The 15051-nt window shown below is 61.1% G+C and carries 12 protein-coding genes and 1 pseudogene; 2 read left to right on the top strand and 11 right to left on the bottom strand.

Features of this window, described 5'->3' with window-relative positions; translation table 11 throughout:
* Positions 1 to 25: 25 nt before the first annotated feature.
* The 3 genes from B0G80_RS38645 to B0G80_RS38655 are packed head-to-tail and all read right to left on the bottom strand — an operon-like array spanning position 26 to position 3725.
* Positions 26 to 586 (bottom strand): MarR family winged helix-turn-helix transcriptional regulator, encoded by a 561-nt coding sequence (locus B0G80_RS38645; protein ID WP_116122882.1) that lies wholly within the window; start codon positions 584 to 586, stop codon positions 26 to 28.
* Positions 583 to 1356 carry an SDR family NAD(P)-dependent oxidoreductase gene (locus B0G80_RS38650; RefSeq protein WP_116122883.1) on the bottom strand — a complete coding sequence of 258 codons (774 nt, stop codon included), beginning with the start codon at positions 1354 to 1356 and terminating at the stop codon, positions 583 to 585. The genes B0G80_RS38645 and B0G80_RS38650 overlap by 4 nt, the downstream gene beginning before the upstream one ends.
* Positions 1353 to 3725, bottom strand: coding sequence for a bifunctional salicylyl-CoA 5-hydroxylase/oxidoreductase (locus tag B0G80_RS38655; RefSeq protein ID WP_116122884.1), 2373 nt, complete (start codon positions 3723 to 3725; stop codon positions 1353 to 1355). The genes B0G80_RS38650 and B0G80_RS38655 overlap by 4 nt, the downstream gene beginning before the upstream one ends.
* Before the next feature lie 281 nt (positions 3726 to 4006).
* Here B0G80_RS38655 and B0G80_RS38660 point away from each other — a divergent pair, with 281 nt between their 5' ends.
* Both B0G80_RS38660 and B0G80_RS38665 read left to right on the top strand, forming a co-directional pair.
* Positions 4007 to 5305: an MFS transporter gene (locus B0G80_RS38660; protein ID WP_116122885.1), complete on the top strand. Its 1299-nt coding sequence runs from the start codon at positions 4007 to 4009 to the stop codon at positions 5303 to 5305.
* Between the two features lie 45 nt (positions 5306 to 5350).
* Entirely contained in the window at positions 5351 to 6130 is a 780-nt protein-coding gene (locus B0G80_RS38665; protein WP_116122886.1) for a substrate-binding domain-containing protein, read from the top strand.
* 15 nt (positions 6131 to 6145) lie between these two features.
* Here B0G80_RS38665 and dctA read toward each other — a convergent pair whose 3' ends face one another.
* The 8 genes and pseudogenes from dctA to B0G80_RS38705 form a co-directional block, all read right to left on the bottom strand.
* A complete protein-coding gene (gene dctA / locus B0G80_RS38670; protein WP_116122887.1) occupies positions 6146 to 7447 on the bottom strand; it encodes a C4-dicarboxylate transporter DctA in 1302 nt (433 codons plus the stop codon).
* Positions 7444 to 8373: a LysR family transcriptional regulator gene (locus B0G80_RS38675; RefSeq protein ID WP_116122888.1), complete on the bottom strand. Its 930-nt coding sequence runs from the start codon at positions 8371 to 8373 to the stop codon at positions 7444 to 7446. The genes dctA and B0G80_RS38675 overlap by 4 nt, the downstream gene beginning before the upstream one ends.
* A gap of 407 nt (positions 8374 to 8780) precedes the next feature.
* Positions 8781 to 9878 carry a beta-propeller fold lactonase family protein gene (locus B0G80_RS38680; protein WP_116122889.1) on the bottom strand — a complete coding sequence of 366 codons (1098 nt, stop codon included), beginning with the start codon at positions 9876 to 9878 and terminating at the stop codon, positions 8781 to 8783.
* Between the two features lie 136 nt (positions 9879 to 10014).
* Positions 10015 to 11568, bottom strand: coding sequence for a methyl-accepting chemotaxis protein (locus tag B0G80_RS38685; RefSeq protein WP_116122890.1), 1554 nt, complete (start codon positions 11566 to 11568; stop codon positions 10015 to 10017).
* A 317-nt stretch (positions 11569 to 11885) separates the two neighbouring features.
* Positions 11886 to 13199 (bottom strand): MFS transporter, encoded by a 1314-nt coding sequence (locus B0G80_RS38690; RefSeq protein ID WP_258879167.1) that lies wholly within the window; start codon positions 13197 to 13199, stop codon positions 11886 to 11888.
* Positions 13200 to 13409: 210 nt separating this feature from the next.
* Complete coding sequence (locus B0G80_RS38695) at positions 13410 to 13943, bottom strand: GNAT family N-acetyltransferase (RefSeq protein WP_116122891.1); 534 nt, start codon at positions 13941 to 13943, stop codon at positions 13410 to 13412.
* Positions 13895 to 14083: pseudogene (locus B0G80_RS47910) on the bottom strand (hypothetical protein); the annotation flags it as partial. The gene B0G80_RS38695 and the pseudogene B0G80_RS47910, both read right to left, overlap by 49 nt.
* 21 nt (positions 14084 to 14104) lie before the next feature.
* A complete protein-coding gene (locus tag B0G80_RS38705; protein ID WP_116122892.1) occupies positions 14105 to 14587 on the bottom strand; it encodes a GNAT family N-acetyltransferase in 483 nt (160 codons plus the stop codon).
* Positions 14588 to 15051 lie beyond the last annotated feature (464 nt).

A 15051-nucleotide genomic window follows, 5' to 3' on the forward strand; every position in this document is an offset into this window, starting at 1 on the left:
GTCTCTCTCCGCGGTTCGATGCCGATCAGTCTTTCAGACTGTCGAGCAGATGTTGCTTGAGTTTGCCCAGGCGCTGATGAGTGCGCGATTTTTCATCGAGGCTCAGACCGCCGAACAGTTCGACCACCCATTGCTCGTGTGCGATCGCCATCTTGTCGAACGCTTTGCGTCCGGCGGGCGTCAGGCACACGCTGATCGAGCGCCGGTCGTTCGGATCGTTGTCGCGCGACACCAGGCCTTCTTTTTCGAGCTGATCCGTAATGCCGGTGATGTTGCCGCCCGTCACCATCAAACGACGCGACAACTCGGTCATCTTCAGGCCCTCGGGATGTCGTTCCAATTGGGCCATCAGATCGAAACGCGGCAACGTGGTGTCGAATTCGTTGCGCAGACGCTTGCGCAATTCCGCTTGCACGAGGTTGGTCGTGGTCAGCATGCGCAGCCACAGGCGCAGGCCCATGTGGCTATCCGCGCCCGTGCTCATTTCGAGGTCCACGACGTTCTCCGCGGGTTTCGGGACGCCTTTGCGCGGCGGTTTTGTTTCAGCCGCCGCCGCGGGCTTTTTGATGTTGGATGACTTGGTCACATCACTTCTCCACCGGAGATGGAAATGGATTGCCCCGTGACGGCGTCCGAGCCCGGTTGGCAGAGCCAGAGGACGGCGTTAGCAACCTGTTCTGGACTCACGAAGCGATGTTGTGGATTCGAGCGAAGCAAGGTTTCGCGCGCCTGCTGTTCGGTTCGCGAGGTCTTGCTGGTGATCTGTTCAAGCGATGCGTGCAGCAGTTCCGTTTCCGTGTAACCGGGGCACACGGCGTTGACGGTGACGCCTTTCGTCGCGACTTCCAACGCGAGTGAGCGCGTGAGGCCGATCACGCCATGTTTCGCGGCGCAATAGGCGGCGACGTACGCGTAGCCGATTTGTCCCGCCGTGCTGGCGACATTGATGATGCGTCCATGCCCGCGTTCGAGCATGCCTGGCAACACAGCGCGCGTGCCGAGGAAGACGCCGGTGAGGTTCACGTCGAGCATGCGCTGCCAGAGCGCCGTGTCGGTGTGTGTGAACGGCGCGGCTTGCGCCTGGCCCGCGTTGTTGATGAGGATGTCGACTTCGCCGGCTTCACCAAAAGCGCTTGCGACGGAGTCTTCCTGAGTGACGTCGACGCTAATGCAAGCGACGTCGCCCAGCGTTCGGCATTTCTCGCGCTGCACCTCGAGACGTTCCGCATTGCGGCCCATCAACGTGACGCGTGCTCCGGCGCGTAGCAGCGCTTCCGCGACGGCGGCGCCGATGCCGCTGCCGCCGCCCGTCACGACCGCGTGCTGTCCCGCGAGTGTGGAATTGAGTGTGTTCACACGGTTCCTTCGGCGCGTTGCGCGCGTTCTTGCGGCGACAGCCCCGCGTTCGCGGCGGCTTGAGCGCGCTCGCGTTCGAGATTGCGTTCGAGTTGAGACTTCGCCGCGGTGTAGGGCTTCGGCCACATCACGTCGAAATAGCCGATCTTGGCCGCTTCGTTCAACGTCCACGAAGGATTCGCCAGATGCGGGCGCGCAATCGCGCACAGATCCGCGCGGCCTGCCGCGATGATGCTATTCACGTGGTCCGCTTCGGAGATCGCGCCGACCGCGATCGTCGCGATACCCGCTTCGTTGCGCACGCGGTCGGCGAACGGCGTTTGGAACATGCGGCCGAAAACGGGCTTTTCTTCCTTGCTGACCTGGCCCGACGAGACGTCGATCATGTCGGCGCCGGCCGTCTTGAAAGCTTCAGCGATCTTGACTGCGTCGTCGGGTGTCGTGCCGCCTTCGACCCAATCGTTCGCGGAGATGCGCACGGAAATCGGCTTGTCTTGCGGCCAGACCGCGCGGATCGCCTTGAAGACCTGCAACGGATAGCGCAGACGCTTTTCAAGCGAGCCGCCGTAGTCGTCAGTGCGATGATTGGTGAGCGGCGACAGAAAGCTCGACAGGAAATAGCCGTGCGCGCAATGCAATTCGAGCCAGTCGAACCCTGCTTCGGCCGACATTTGCGTGGCGCGGACGAACTGCGCTTCGATTTCGCGCAGCTCGTCTTGTGTGGCTTCGCGCGAATGCTGGCTGACGCCGCGCAAATACTGTTGCGGCGACGCCGAGATGAGCGGCCAGTTGCCTTCCGTGAGTGGTTGATCGATGCCTTCCCACGAGACACGTGTCGAGCCTTTCGCACCCGAATGGCCGAGCTGGATTCCGATCTTCGCATCCGACTGACGATGCACCAGGTCGACGATGCGCTTCCACGCGGTGAGATGCTCCGGCGCGTACATGCCGGGACACGCGGGCGTGATGCGCGCTTCGGGCGAGACGCAGGTCATTTCCGTCATGACCAGCCCAGCGCCGCCCATCGCGCGAGCGCCGAGATGCATCAGGTGATAGTCGCCCGCAATGCCGTCGACGGCGGAGTATTGCGCCATCGGCGATACGACTACGCGGTTTTTTAGCGTCACGCCGCGCAACGTGAAGGGCGTGAACATGGGCGGGACGGAGTGCTTCTCGGGCGAGCGATTCACGCCGGAGCGCCGGGCGAGCCAGTCTTCGAAGCTCGATAGATACTGTGCATCGCGTTCACGCAGATTTTCGTGCGAGATGCGCTGCGAGCGCGTGAGCAGGGAATACGCGAACTGTTCCGGCTCGAACGACGTATAGCGGTCCACATGCTCGAACCATTCCGTCGAATTACGCGCCGCGTTTTGAATACGCAATACGTCGATGCTGCGCACCTCGGTGTAATGCTTCAGCGCGGCGGCCAGATCACCCGGATGCGCGCCCATGCTGTTGGCGAGTTCGATCGAATCTTCAAGCGCGAGCTTGGTGCCTGAGCCGATCGAGAAGTGCGCGGTATGCGCGGCGTCGCCCATGAGGACGACTGGCGTTTGCGTGCCGTCGGCGTTATTGCGCCAGTGAACCCATTCGTCGTTGACGACGCGCGGGAAGCGAATCCATTGCGACGAGCCGCGCAAATGCGCCGCGTTCGATAGCAAAGGGTTGCCGTCCAGATACTTCGCGAACAGCTTTTCGCAGAAGGCGATGCTGTCCTCTTTGCTCATTTCGTCGAGGCCGGCGGCGCGCCACACGCGCTCCGGCGTTTCGACGATAAACGTGGAGGTCTGATCGTCGAAGCGATAAGCGTGCGCCTGGAACCAGCCGAATTCGGTTTCTTCGAAGGCGAACGTGAAGGCGTCAAAGAGTTTTCTGGTGCCGAGCCAGACGAAGCGGCAGTCGCGCATGTCGATGGCGGGCCGATAGGTGGCCGCGTACTTTTGACGGACTGCGCTGTTCGCACCGTCGCAGGCAATGATCAGATCGGCTTCGTAGACGCTGTCGTCCGTGACTTGGGTTTCGAAAACCAGCCTGACGCCCAGTTCTTCGCAGCGTGCCTGCAAGATATTCAGCAGACGTTTGCGGCCGATCCCGCAGAAGCCGTGACCCGACGAACGGATTTGCCGGCCGCGGAAATGGATCTCAATGTCGTCCCAGTGATTGAAGGCGTCGAGGATGGCATCGGCACTGGGGGCGTCGGCGGCGCGCAGATTGCCGAGCGTCTGGTCGGAGAATACGACGCCCCAGCCGAAGGTGTCGTACGGACGGTTGCGCTCGACGACCATGACATCGTAGGCCGGGTTCCGGCTTTTCATCAAAAGGCCGAAGTACAGGCCGGCTGGGCCGCCACCAATGCAAACGATGCGCATGCTTGTTCCCCATGTGTGAACGCTGCTGACGGGGGTAATTTAGGCTTAGATAGTTTAGATGTCAACTAAATATGGGTGGGGAGGTGGCGGAGCGCCGCGGTGAGCCGAACGCCCGCATCCCCACCGCCGCTTCGTAGCTCGAGCGATTCGCCGACACTGATAACCAACGGACATTAATCATTCCAAAAATAGCACTTATCGTTTCTCTTGGTTCGGGCGAATATTCGCCAAACAACAAAGCGCCCGAACACCGCAAGTTAAAAATCTCTGGAGACACCTCGATGCATCCCTCCTCGCCCCCGCTGGCCTCCGGGCAATCGAAGGCTTCCGCCGTGCTGCGCGTGACGGCAGGCAACTTCCTGGAGCAGTTCGATTTCTTCCTGTTCGGCTTCTATGCCACGCAGATCGCCGCGGTCTTTTTCCCGGCGGGGAGCGAGTTCGCCTCACTGATGATGACGTTCGCAGTGTTCGGCGCAGGCTTCCTGATGCGGCCGCTCGGCGCGATCATCCTCGGCGCGTATATCGACGATGTCGGCCGCCGCAAGGGCCTGATTGTCACGCTGTCGATCATGGCGAGCGGCACCATCCTGATCGCGTTCGTGCCCGGCTACGCGACGATCGGACTGTTCGCACCGGCCCTGGTGCTCATTGGCCGTCTGCTGCAGGGCTTCTCCGCGGGTGCGGAACTGGGCGGGGTATCGGTCTATCTTGCAGAGATGGCGACGCCGGGCCACAAGGGTTTCTTCACGAGTTGGCAGTCGGCGAGCCAGCAAGTGGCGATCGTCGTCGCTGCCGCGCTCGGCTTCGCGCTCAATCATTGGCTGGACACGGCGGCGATCGCCGCGTGGGGATGGCGTGTGCCGTTCTTCGTCGGCTGCATGATCGTGCCTTTTATCTTCATCTTGCGGCGCAATCTTGAGGAAACGCAAGAATTCAAACAGCGCCAGCATCGCCCGACCATGAAAGCAGTCTTTACGACGCTCGTGCAGAACTGGAATGTCGTGATCGCGGGCGTGCTGCTGGTCGCCATGACCACGACGAGCTTTTATCTGATCACGGTGTACGCGCCGACCTTTGGCAAGACCGTCCTGCATCTGAGCACCGCCGATAGTCTGCTCGTCACGCTGTGCGTGGGCATCTCGAACTTCATCTGGCTGCCGATCGGCGGCGCGCTGTCGGACCGGATCGGACGCCGTCCGCTCCTTCTCGGAATGACGAGCCTGGCGATTGCAACCGCCTACCCCGCGCTATCGCTGCTGGCTCATGCGCCGAGCTTCGTCAACATGCTGCTTGTGCTGCTCTGGCTCTCGTTCATGTACGGCATGTATAACGGCGCGATGGTCGTCGCGCTCACCGAAGTGATGCCGGTCGAAGTGCGTGTTGCCGGATTCTCTTTGGCCTACAGCCTCGCGACGGCGGTCTTCGGCGGTTTCACGCCCGTTATCTCGACCGCGCTCATTCACATGACCGGCGATAAAGCCGCGCCGGGCTACTGGATGAGTTTTGCCGCGGTATGCGGGCTCGGTGCCACGCTCGCACTGTATCGGCGCCGTCGTGCTCCGCTGCATGCGGCTTCCTGAAGCATCGCTTCGCTCCTCGAACTTCATCCTGACGTTCATTCAACCATGAAATCCATCCTTCTGAAACTCTGCGCCACAGCGCTCCTCGGCGGCGCCGCCGCAGCGAACGTGCAGGCCGCCGAGCTGCATGTGATTAGCTCCGGGGGCTTCACCGCCGCCTACAAGCTGCTCGGCCCGAAGTTCGCGGCGTCCACGGGCAACACGCTTGATACCGCGCTCGGACCGTCGATGGGCAAGTCGCCGGAGGCCATTCCGAACCGGCTTCAGCGCGGCGAGCCCGCCGACGTGGTGATCATGGTCGGCTATGCACTCGACGACCTCATCAAGCAGGGCAAGGTGATCCCCGATTCACGCGTCGAGCTCGCGGATTCTCGCATCGGGATGGTCGTGCGCGATGGCGCGCCGAAACCCGACATCGGGTCGGAGGCGGCGCTCAAGGAAACCTTGCTGCATACCCGGTCGATCGCTTACTCGGATAGCGCGAGCGGTGTCTATATCGAGCGCGAGTTGTTCAAGCGGCTCGGCATCGAGGAACAGGTGAAGAGCAAGGCGAAGATGATCCCGAAGATTCCAGTGGCGTCGGTGGTTGCAACCGGCAACTACGACGTGGGATTTCAGCAGGTGAGCGAGTTGCTCCCGGTGAAAGGCGCGGCTTACGTCGGCAAGATTCCGGAGTCGATGCAGTCCGTCACGCGCTATGCGGCCGGCATCCCGGTCGGCGCGCAGCATCCGAAGGAAGCGAAAGCGCTGCTCGACTATCTCGCGTCGCCCGCCGTGCAGCCGGTGGTGACATCGACCGGGCTCGATTCCGTCGCCGCGCACTGAGACGACGGCAACGATTCAGCCCGGCAGGTCGGCGGGCTGATCGAACGCTTCTTCGGGCTCGTGCGCCAGACTCAATGCGTTCTGTAGACGTGTTCGGTCGCAGGCGCGCTCCCACATCGAGATGAAGATCACCGCGCAGGCATTGCTGATCACGCTCGTCAGCGCCCGCGCCTCGGACATGAAGCGATCGATGCCGACCAATAGCGCGACGCCTGCCACCGGCAGATCGGGAATGACAGCGAGCGTCGCGACGAGCGCAACCAGTCCGCTGCCCGACACGCCCGCCGCGCCCTTCGACGTGATCAGCATGACCAGGAGCATGGTCGCGATCTGGCCGCCCGACAGGTGTACATCGCACGCTTGCGCGATGAACATCGAGGCGAGCGTCAGGTAGATCGCCGTGCCGTCGAGATTGAAGGAATAGCCGGCAGGCAGCACGAGACCCACAATGCCCTTGTCGCAGCCAAGCGCTTCGAGCTTGACGATGAGGCGGGGCAGCACCGGTTCGGTCGACGACGTCGCGAGCACGATGACGAGTTCCTCGCGAATGTAACGCAGCAAACGCCAAAGGGAGAAGCGATGCAGGCGTGCGAGGGGACCGAGCACGCAGACCACGAACAGCAGGCACGCCGCATAGAACGACAACATCAGCATGCCGAGCGAGCCGATCGAATGGATGCCGAAACGGCCCACCGTGAACGCCATCGCGCCGAATGCTCCGATGGGGGCAAGCCGCATGATCAGCGCAAGGATGCGGAACAGCACGTGCGCGACGCTATCGATGAATTCCTGCACTCGCCGTCCGAGGCTTCCGCCGGCGTTCAATGCGAAGCCGAACAGAAGGGCAAGCAGCAAGACCGGCAGAACCTCGCCTTTCTCGAAGGCGCCGACGAGCGTCTCCGGAATCAGATGCAGTGCGAACTCGACAAGCCCGTGCGAATGCGTGCGCGTCGAGTACTGCGCCAGGAATGCCGTGTCCAGATGATGCGCGTCGATGTGCAAACCCGCACCCGGATGCAGCGCGAACGCGGTCGCGAGGCCCAGACCGAGCGCAACGATGGTAAGCGCGTAGAACAGCGCGAGCGCTTTCAGGATGATCCGGCCGATTTTCGAACCGCTCGCAAGCGACGTAATGCCGATGACGATCGTGCAGAAGACGATTGGCGCGATCATCATCCGAACCAGCGCGACGAAAGCATCGCTGAGTGGTTTGAGCGACGCGCCGGCCTGTGGCCAGAAGTGGCCGACGGTCATGCCGAGCGCCATTCCAGCGAGGACCTGGACGTAAAGCAGGCGGAACGGCCCTGGCAGTGTCATGTCGAGGTCTTCTTCGCCGCGCGGGCCGCGCCGCTGCGTTTCGTGTCGAGAATCATCTGATAGAACTGCTGCGCGGCCGGCGCGAGCGGACGCCCCCGGCGTCTGACAATGCCGACTCGCCTCGTCACGACCGGATCGACGAGCGGCACGCTGGTCAAAATCGGATGGCCGCGCATGGGCATTGCCATTGAAGGCACCGCTGCCACACCGAGTCCCGCTTCGATCAGGCCGAGCATGGTGGTGACATGGCGCGTCTCGCAGACGCTCGGCACTGCCGGCGCCACGTTGGTCAACGCCTGATCGAGCAGCAGGCGGTTGCCGGAAGTCTTGTCCACGGAGACATATTCGTGTTCATAAAGCTCGCTCCAGGTCACCCGCTTTTTCCGGGCAAGGGGATGATCGCGACGGCACGCGGCGACGAACCGTTCCTGCAGCAGGACCTTGAACTCGACCTCGGTTTCCTGGCTGCCCATGAAGCTGACGCCGAAATCGGCTTCGCCGCTGATAACCGAGCCGAGCACTTCGTTGGCGCTCGAGTCCAGCAACTTGACCCGGATCCGCGGATAGCGGCTGTGATAGGCGGCAACGACGCTCGGCAGGAAATAGTAGGCAACCGACGGCACGCATGCGATGGTCACATGACCGAGGCGACTGCTGGAGACGTCGCGAATGCCGAGCAATGCGACGTCGAGATCGTCGAGAAGTTGTTCCGCGCTTGGGGCGAACACCCGACCTATGGTGGTGAGCGTCACGCTGCGGGTGGTCCGCTCGAAGAGCCGCACGCCGAGCGCCGCTTCGAGTTTTTCGATGCGCCGGCTCAGCGCCGGCTGAGAAATATTGACCGCCTCCGCTGCTTTGCGAAAGCTACCCAACTCCACGACGGCTCGAAACGCCTGCAGATCGTTCAGGTCGAAGTTGACACCCACAAGACATCCTCCGCATTGTCGATGTGGCTATTTTGCATGATGCGGGTGAAAGCGCCCATCAAGGGCTACATTCGGTGGTTAGGCCGCGAGGGGTTGGCGGAGTGGGGATCGGGGGGGGATCGTCGTGTCGGTGGTTATTCGTGGCCGAGAGGTGGGCGTCTCTTCGTGGCCGACGAACTGAGCTGCACGACGACTGGCTGAGGTCGTTGGAGTCATCCGAACATGAATGGCGGCCGTGCCCTCCCAGGCTTATATCTGCACGCCGCAAATGGTCGATTAATAACGCGGCACCGGTCCGCTATTCGCAATACGAGGCGTCTGGTCGAACCCGGGTCTAGGTCCAGGCCGCCCCCGGTTCGCGCCGCCGTCAAACCCCGGGGGACTGCGCGGCGACCTCTCACCAACCGTCAATCGGTGCTCGTACCATTAAACTCGACGATTTCAACCCAGTTCGCCCCGTTACCCACCGGATACTGTCCAATCGCGCTCAGCGCACCGGACTTCCGGTCAATACGATAAGCGCTTAGATTCGCCGACAACTGACCGACCGCCAGCAGGTACGCGCCAGACGGATCGATATTGAACCCACGGGGCTGCTTTTCAGTCTGGTACGTGCCGATACGCGTCAGCTTCCCCGAGCGCATGCTGACCTTATACGCGGCGAGCGTGCTGGACGTGCGCTCCGACGCATACAGAAAACGCCCGTCGGGAGTCAGGTGGAGATCGGCTCCCCACGGTTTGTCACCCGAGAAATCCGGCGGCAGGATGGAGATCGTCTGAATCGGCTTGACCGTGTCGCGCGTGCCATCGAAGGCGAGCACATGCAGTTTGCCGTCAAGCTCATCGATCAGATACGCGAACCGATGGTCCGGCGAAAAGATGAAATGGCGCGGTCCCGATTTCGCTGGCAACGAATACGCGGGCGCGGCGTCCTCAGTCAACTGGCCGTTCGACGCGTCGAACTTGAGACGCAGCCAGGCATCCGAGCCGAGCACCGACGCGAACACGTAGCGATTGTCAGGCGCGTTGCGAATCGCGTGAGCCATTGGGCCCGTCTTGACGATCTGCTGCACTTCGCCGACCACCCCATCCGCACCGATCCGGTTCACCGCCAGAAGGTTGCCGCCGTATGACGCGGAAAACAGGTAGCGGCCGTTCGCATCCGTCGAGACATAGGCCATACTTTCCGCGAGCGGCGCTCTGCCGAGTTCGATCAGCCGGCCATCGAGCGGATTAACCGCAAAACTCACCACGCGATACGGCTGCGAGCGCAGCCCGGCATAAAGCCGGAGATGGTCGGGCGAAAACGCCATCGGCATCACCGTTGCGCCGACCGCCACGGTCTCCACGGCCGTCAGCGAGCCATTCGACTTGTCGAGGCTGAAAACAGAAATATCCTTGCTATCGGCATTCGATACGTATGCGTACGTTGCGGCCTGCGAGGCGCTGGACACCACAGCGGCCAACCCGATTGCCGCTACACCGAGAACACCTTTAACGTTCATGCTCAAACTCCGGATACAAATGGTTAAAGTCGCCGAACGCCGCCGGCGCCCACCGTCGGACGACGAACAGCGATGCGGCTTTACCTGGGAAACGGTTGCTTGATCGGCGACGGGCGTTGATCGTTCGCGCCGTCTGTCAACGGGCAAGACGAAACGCCGAGACAGCATCCGTCAGCAACTGCGCCTGCTGCTCGAGAGCGCTCGCGGCGGCGGCGGCCTCCTCGACGAGCGCTGCATTCTGTTGGGTCACCTGGTCCATTTGCGTCACCGCCTGGCCAACCTGTTCGATGCCGGTGCTCTGCTCGATCGTCGCCGCCTTGATCTCATTCATGATGGTGGCCACGCTGCGTACGGCGCCGACAATTTCCTTCATCGACTGCCCCGCCTGCGCGACCAGGTTATTCCCGTTCGCCACGTCCTCGACCGAGGCGCCGATCAAGGCCTTGATTTCACGGGCAGCGTCCGCGCTACGTAGCGCGAGACTGCGAACCTCGCTTGCGACGACGGCGAAACCGCGTCCCTGCTCGCCCGCCCGTGCTGATTCAACGGCTGCATTCAACGCGAGGATATTGGTCTGAAACGCAATACTGTCGATCATCCCGGTAATCTCGGCGATCCTGCGCGAGCTTTCGCTGATGGCATTCATCGTCTGGATGGCGCGCTCGACAACTTCGCCGCCGCTCTGCGCGACATCCGCGGCGCTCGAAGCCTGTGTGCTTGCCTGCTGCGCATTGTCCGCGTTCTGTTTGACGGTCGACGTCAGCTGTTCCATGCTCGCGGCGGTTTGTTCCAGCGCCGCAGACTGCTGCTCGGTGCGGCTCGACAGATCGAGGTTGCCCGCCGCGATCTCCCGCGCGCCACCGTAAATCGCCTCGCAACTGTTGCGCACGTTTGCCACGGTCCGGGATAAACCGCGCTGCATCCGTTGCATCGCCGCGAAAAGCTGACCGATCTCGTTACCGCTCGCTTCGGGGATGAGCGCCGTCAGATCGTTCGCCGCGATCCGATCGAGCAGGTCAGCGGCCTCCTTCAGCGGCGTCGTCACGATACGCCGCAGCGCGAAATGGGTGGCGACGATCAGCGCAAGCGCGCCGGCCACCCCGATAACGACCAGACTGACGACCCATTGATATTCGCGCTCGGCCTGCGCAATAGCATCGTTCGACAGCGTGTTCGCCATGCTCTGGAATTTCTCGACGTTCACCGAATACGCTGCGCCGGCCGCCGTAATGTCGCGATCGTTGATCGCGACATAGGCGTTCGTATCACCGACACGCACGGCATCGACGGCTTTCTTCAGGATTGCCGCGAGATTGTTCGACGATTCGACCAACTGTTGTTTCAACCCGTCATCCTGACCACTAAAAGAGGCCGCATCACGAAACGACTGCGTTTCCGCGGCCGCCCGGTCCAGCGTCGTCCCGGCGCTTTTCAATGCCGAGTCTCGCGTCGCCTCGTCGTTGCGTTCCTTCAAGGCCGAATAGGCCCGCGTCAGCGCGGCTCGGGTGCGTGTGGAGTCCTTGTATCCGTCGTTGACAAGGATTTCCTGCGTCGCAATCTGATGAATGCGAGCAAGATTGGCATTCGCGCGACTGAGCGTGGTGACGCCGAGCACCCCGCCAAACAAAATCATCGTGGCAAAGATCACGAAGATAGCAAGGAGGCTTTTTCGAACCGATACGTTCCGCATACCGCTTTAGTCCATCGTTGTACGATGACTTGTTTACGGCAGATCGATCGATTTCCTTAGAAAAATAGACATTTCGACGGCTGTGGATGTATTTGGCCGGGCGCGGTCGGTCGTCCGCTGGCCTCGATCGCCGGTGAGGGGTTAGTTGTACGATGACTTGTGCGCTGTAGAGTTGATTGAGCAATTGCGGGCAAAGGCCGCCCTTCGTGGCCGGCTGTCTCACGCGAACGCCACACATCGCGAGATCTCGCCCACGGCAATCGGCACCACGCAACCCCGAGCGGCGTGGCGTTTCCTGAACGCTGCCGTGCCGTGATCTACGTAGTCTGTGTCGATTCAGGCACCACGGATGATGCGAATGCATGGGGATATTCGTGACGAAACCAGTCTTTCACCTGCTCGTGGTTGAGCGCAAAGAATTCGCGCGATCGCGGTATCAAGACAAAGCCAAAAGCGAGCAGACAGGTGGCGAGACCGAAGCATGTATAGACCTTGCCGACCGCCCAATGCGTGAGCGCCGCACCTGCGATCATCGGACCAAGAATGCCCGCAATCTGCGTGGTCATCATGCTGGCAGCAAGAATGCGCACGCGGAAATTCTGCGGGATAGCCAACGAGCGGTGAGTCGCGCCGACGAGGCCCATTGATGCATTGGCGAAACCCACACACGTAAGCGTCAATACGAGAACGACAGGTGAATGCGCCCAGCCGGAAGCAGCGAGTGCCAGTCCTTCGCACATCGCGGCCCCCACCCGGACGTTGAATCGGCCAAAACGACTGACCAGTGCATCAGAACCACGAAAGCTTCCGAGTAGTAAACCTATGGATAAGGCCGCTTCGCAAACACCTAGCCACAGACCCGACAGCCCGAGCGATTGGACTTTGAGCGGGATCAGCATGCCGACTGCGGGGCCTTGGAATATCCAGACGAGGAAGTTTACGAGTGTCCAGCCACGCTCCAACGGGACGATCCATTTAGCGTGCAGCCCGGCGCGCAGGTCTTTCCACCAACGGGCGAGACCACGATGATGTTCGCGATGCTGAGATTGAGATGGAAGATGCAGAGTGACGTAAGCAGCGACGCCGAGCAGTATGCCGTTCATCCAAAATGTTGCAGCTATACCGCCCAAGGCCAGTGCCGCACCGGCCAATGCTGGCCCTAAGGCACGGCCAACTGCCTGCGTCGATTTACGAAGACGAAGCGCTTTGGCCAAACGATTCGCCGGAACAAGTTCAGCCGAAATGGTGGAGCTGGCCGGGTCAACGAAAGCTTTCGCTATGACGCTGACCACGCCTATGCAGATGATGAGCTTGAGTCGGTAGTCGGACAGCGAGGCGAGCGTCGCCAGGATGAAGGCGACGACCATCAGGGCGCACATACCCCATGCAATCTGCTGTCTCTTTGCGTAGCGATCGCCGAGTGGCGCAAGCAGTGGCATTGCAAAAATCGTGGTGATGGCGATGCTTACGCTGTAGATCGCCAAATCATGCGCGCCGCCCCGGTGAACGATCCACCAAGGGAGCGTGATATAGCCAACCATTTCTGCCAGGATCCTCATCAGATCGCTGAGAAGCAGACTGGCAAGAGGGACGCCGATCGAGCTTACGCGAGCCTTGATTTCCCGAATCACCGTCTTCCCCTTGTTGAGCTCGTGATGCTACCTCAACATTTTTCTCTCCGTTTAGATGCTCGTCTTCAGAGGCCGACGTTTCACTAATGGATGCTGTACCCGATTCACTGCTGGCGACGCTTCGGGTCGCGACTGCCGGCAATTCGCGGAGCTATGTCGACTCGCCGTTCATGGCCGACGGAGGTCGGTGTGAAGGCCGAACCGAACCACCTATACGTCGCTCGTCACCGGCTGGCGAGGAATTCGGTAGACCACGGACATGTACTTCGGCGTCAGGCGGCTTTCCACAATGACGCCTCCCAACGACTCGGCGATGCGCCGACTGGGGCGGTTCTCTTCGGCAACCGGATAGGTAAAGCTTTCAGCGCCAATGGTTCGCGTTGCCCAGCGTGCAACTAGCGTTACAGCTTCACGACCAATGCCATTTCGATGACGATCTTCACGAATCCAGATGCCGAGTTCCGGGCTCGCGGTATGTACGCGGTGAAGTCCGGCCAACCCAAGGAAACTCCCGTCAGCGCGTTGACGCACTGCGAATACATAGTCTGACCCATCGGCTATCGACGGTATCCAGGACCGCCAAACACCGTCAAAATCATCCCGGGATGCCGGTGGCTCCCATGCCATGTGACGGGTGAGCGAAGGGGTGATGCATGAAAACGTCGCATCGGCGTCGCTGGCCGAGAACGGTTTGATCAGGAGCCGGGTTGATTCAATCTGAATTTCTGTCGGCCGCAGCAGCATCTCAAGTCCTCCGTCGAGGTTTGTTTATATTCACCAATTGTCGATGAATCAAGCTTCGCTTCGTCGAGCGTCTTCCCGCTCCTGTACAGCAGTGTGTAGGCATTCCGGATGGCTTGTACCAGCTCCCTGCTGAAGCCACGGCGTTGTAAGCCCGGTGGTGTTCACTCGAGCCGGTGACGCGTGATTGCCTTGGGCGACACCTTCGGTTCGACTGGCTGACGCACATAGTAGACATCCCACTCTCTTTCGTCCGTCTGTACGAATCCATGCCGTTGGTAGAAGCGGTTTGAATCACTGCCGCGCAAAGCACCGGCCCGGATTGGCAGGCGTTGCGAGTCGGCACGTGCGAACACGTCCCGCAAGACGGCTGCGCCGACTCCTTTTCCTTGATGCTCCGGCAGGATGTACAGGTGGTCGAGCAGCCAGTGGTCTGCCTGCGGGCGAATAAGGATAAAGCCCGACCGCACGCCATCGATCTCTATGAATCGACAAAGCGCAGGATCGAATGACGCCAGGAAGCGCTCGCGAGCACGCTGCGGATCGAAACGGCCGATACGCTCCAGACTCTCGCGCATCGCGGCGATACGAATGGCGACCAACGTGTCGGCATCGGACGCGGTTGTATCCGTAAAGGCGATGTTCATTGGGAAGCTCCGGTCAAGATTTTCGTGAGGCCTAATTCTTGTGCGAATAGCATCGAGCGGAGCCGATCGTCACCAGTTTTCAGTTTGAAGTTGAAAGCTGGCTCATCGCCGACCACCGCCGATGGAAGGGGCCGAAGCTAATCTGGTCCGCACCGTTTGACAAAGGCGAGCCGGCTCCAGGTCACACCAGCCCGCTGATTTCCTCGTTGGATGGATTGGGTCCGGATGTTTAGCACAGTACTGAAGCCATGCGCACTCGCTAACCGAATGGTCTCTGCGCAACGCTCGTCAATGGTCGGGCTTCGGATAACAATTCCGGCGTTCGCGGCACTACATTTTGAATGCCGCTGCAGCGTATCGCCGTTAAGTATCGGATTGCTGGCATTCGCCCGCGTGCACGGTCGCGGACGCAGATGCCAGCGCTCGCCCCGAGCCTGGAGCAAGGAGAGCGGCAGGCTGCGCGT

The sequence above is a fragment of the Paraburkholderia sp. BL6669N2 genome, from assembly GCF_003387275.1.
Taxonomy (GTDB): domain Bacteria; phylum Pseudomonadota; class Gammaproteobacteria; order Burkholderiales; family Burkholderiaceae; genus Paraburkholderia.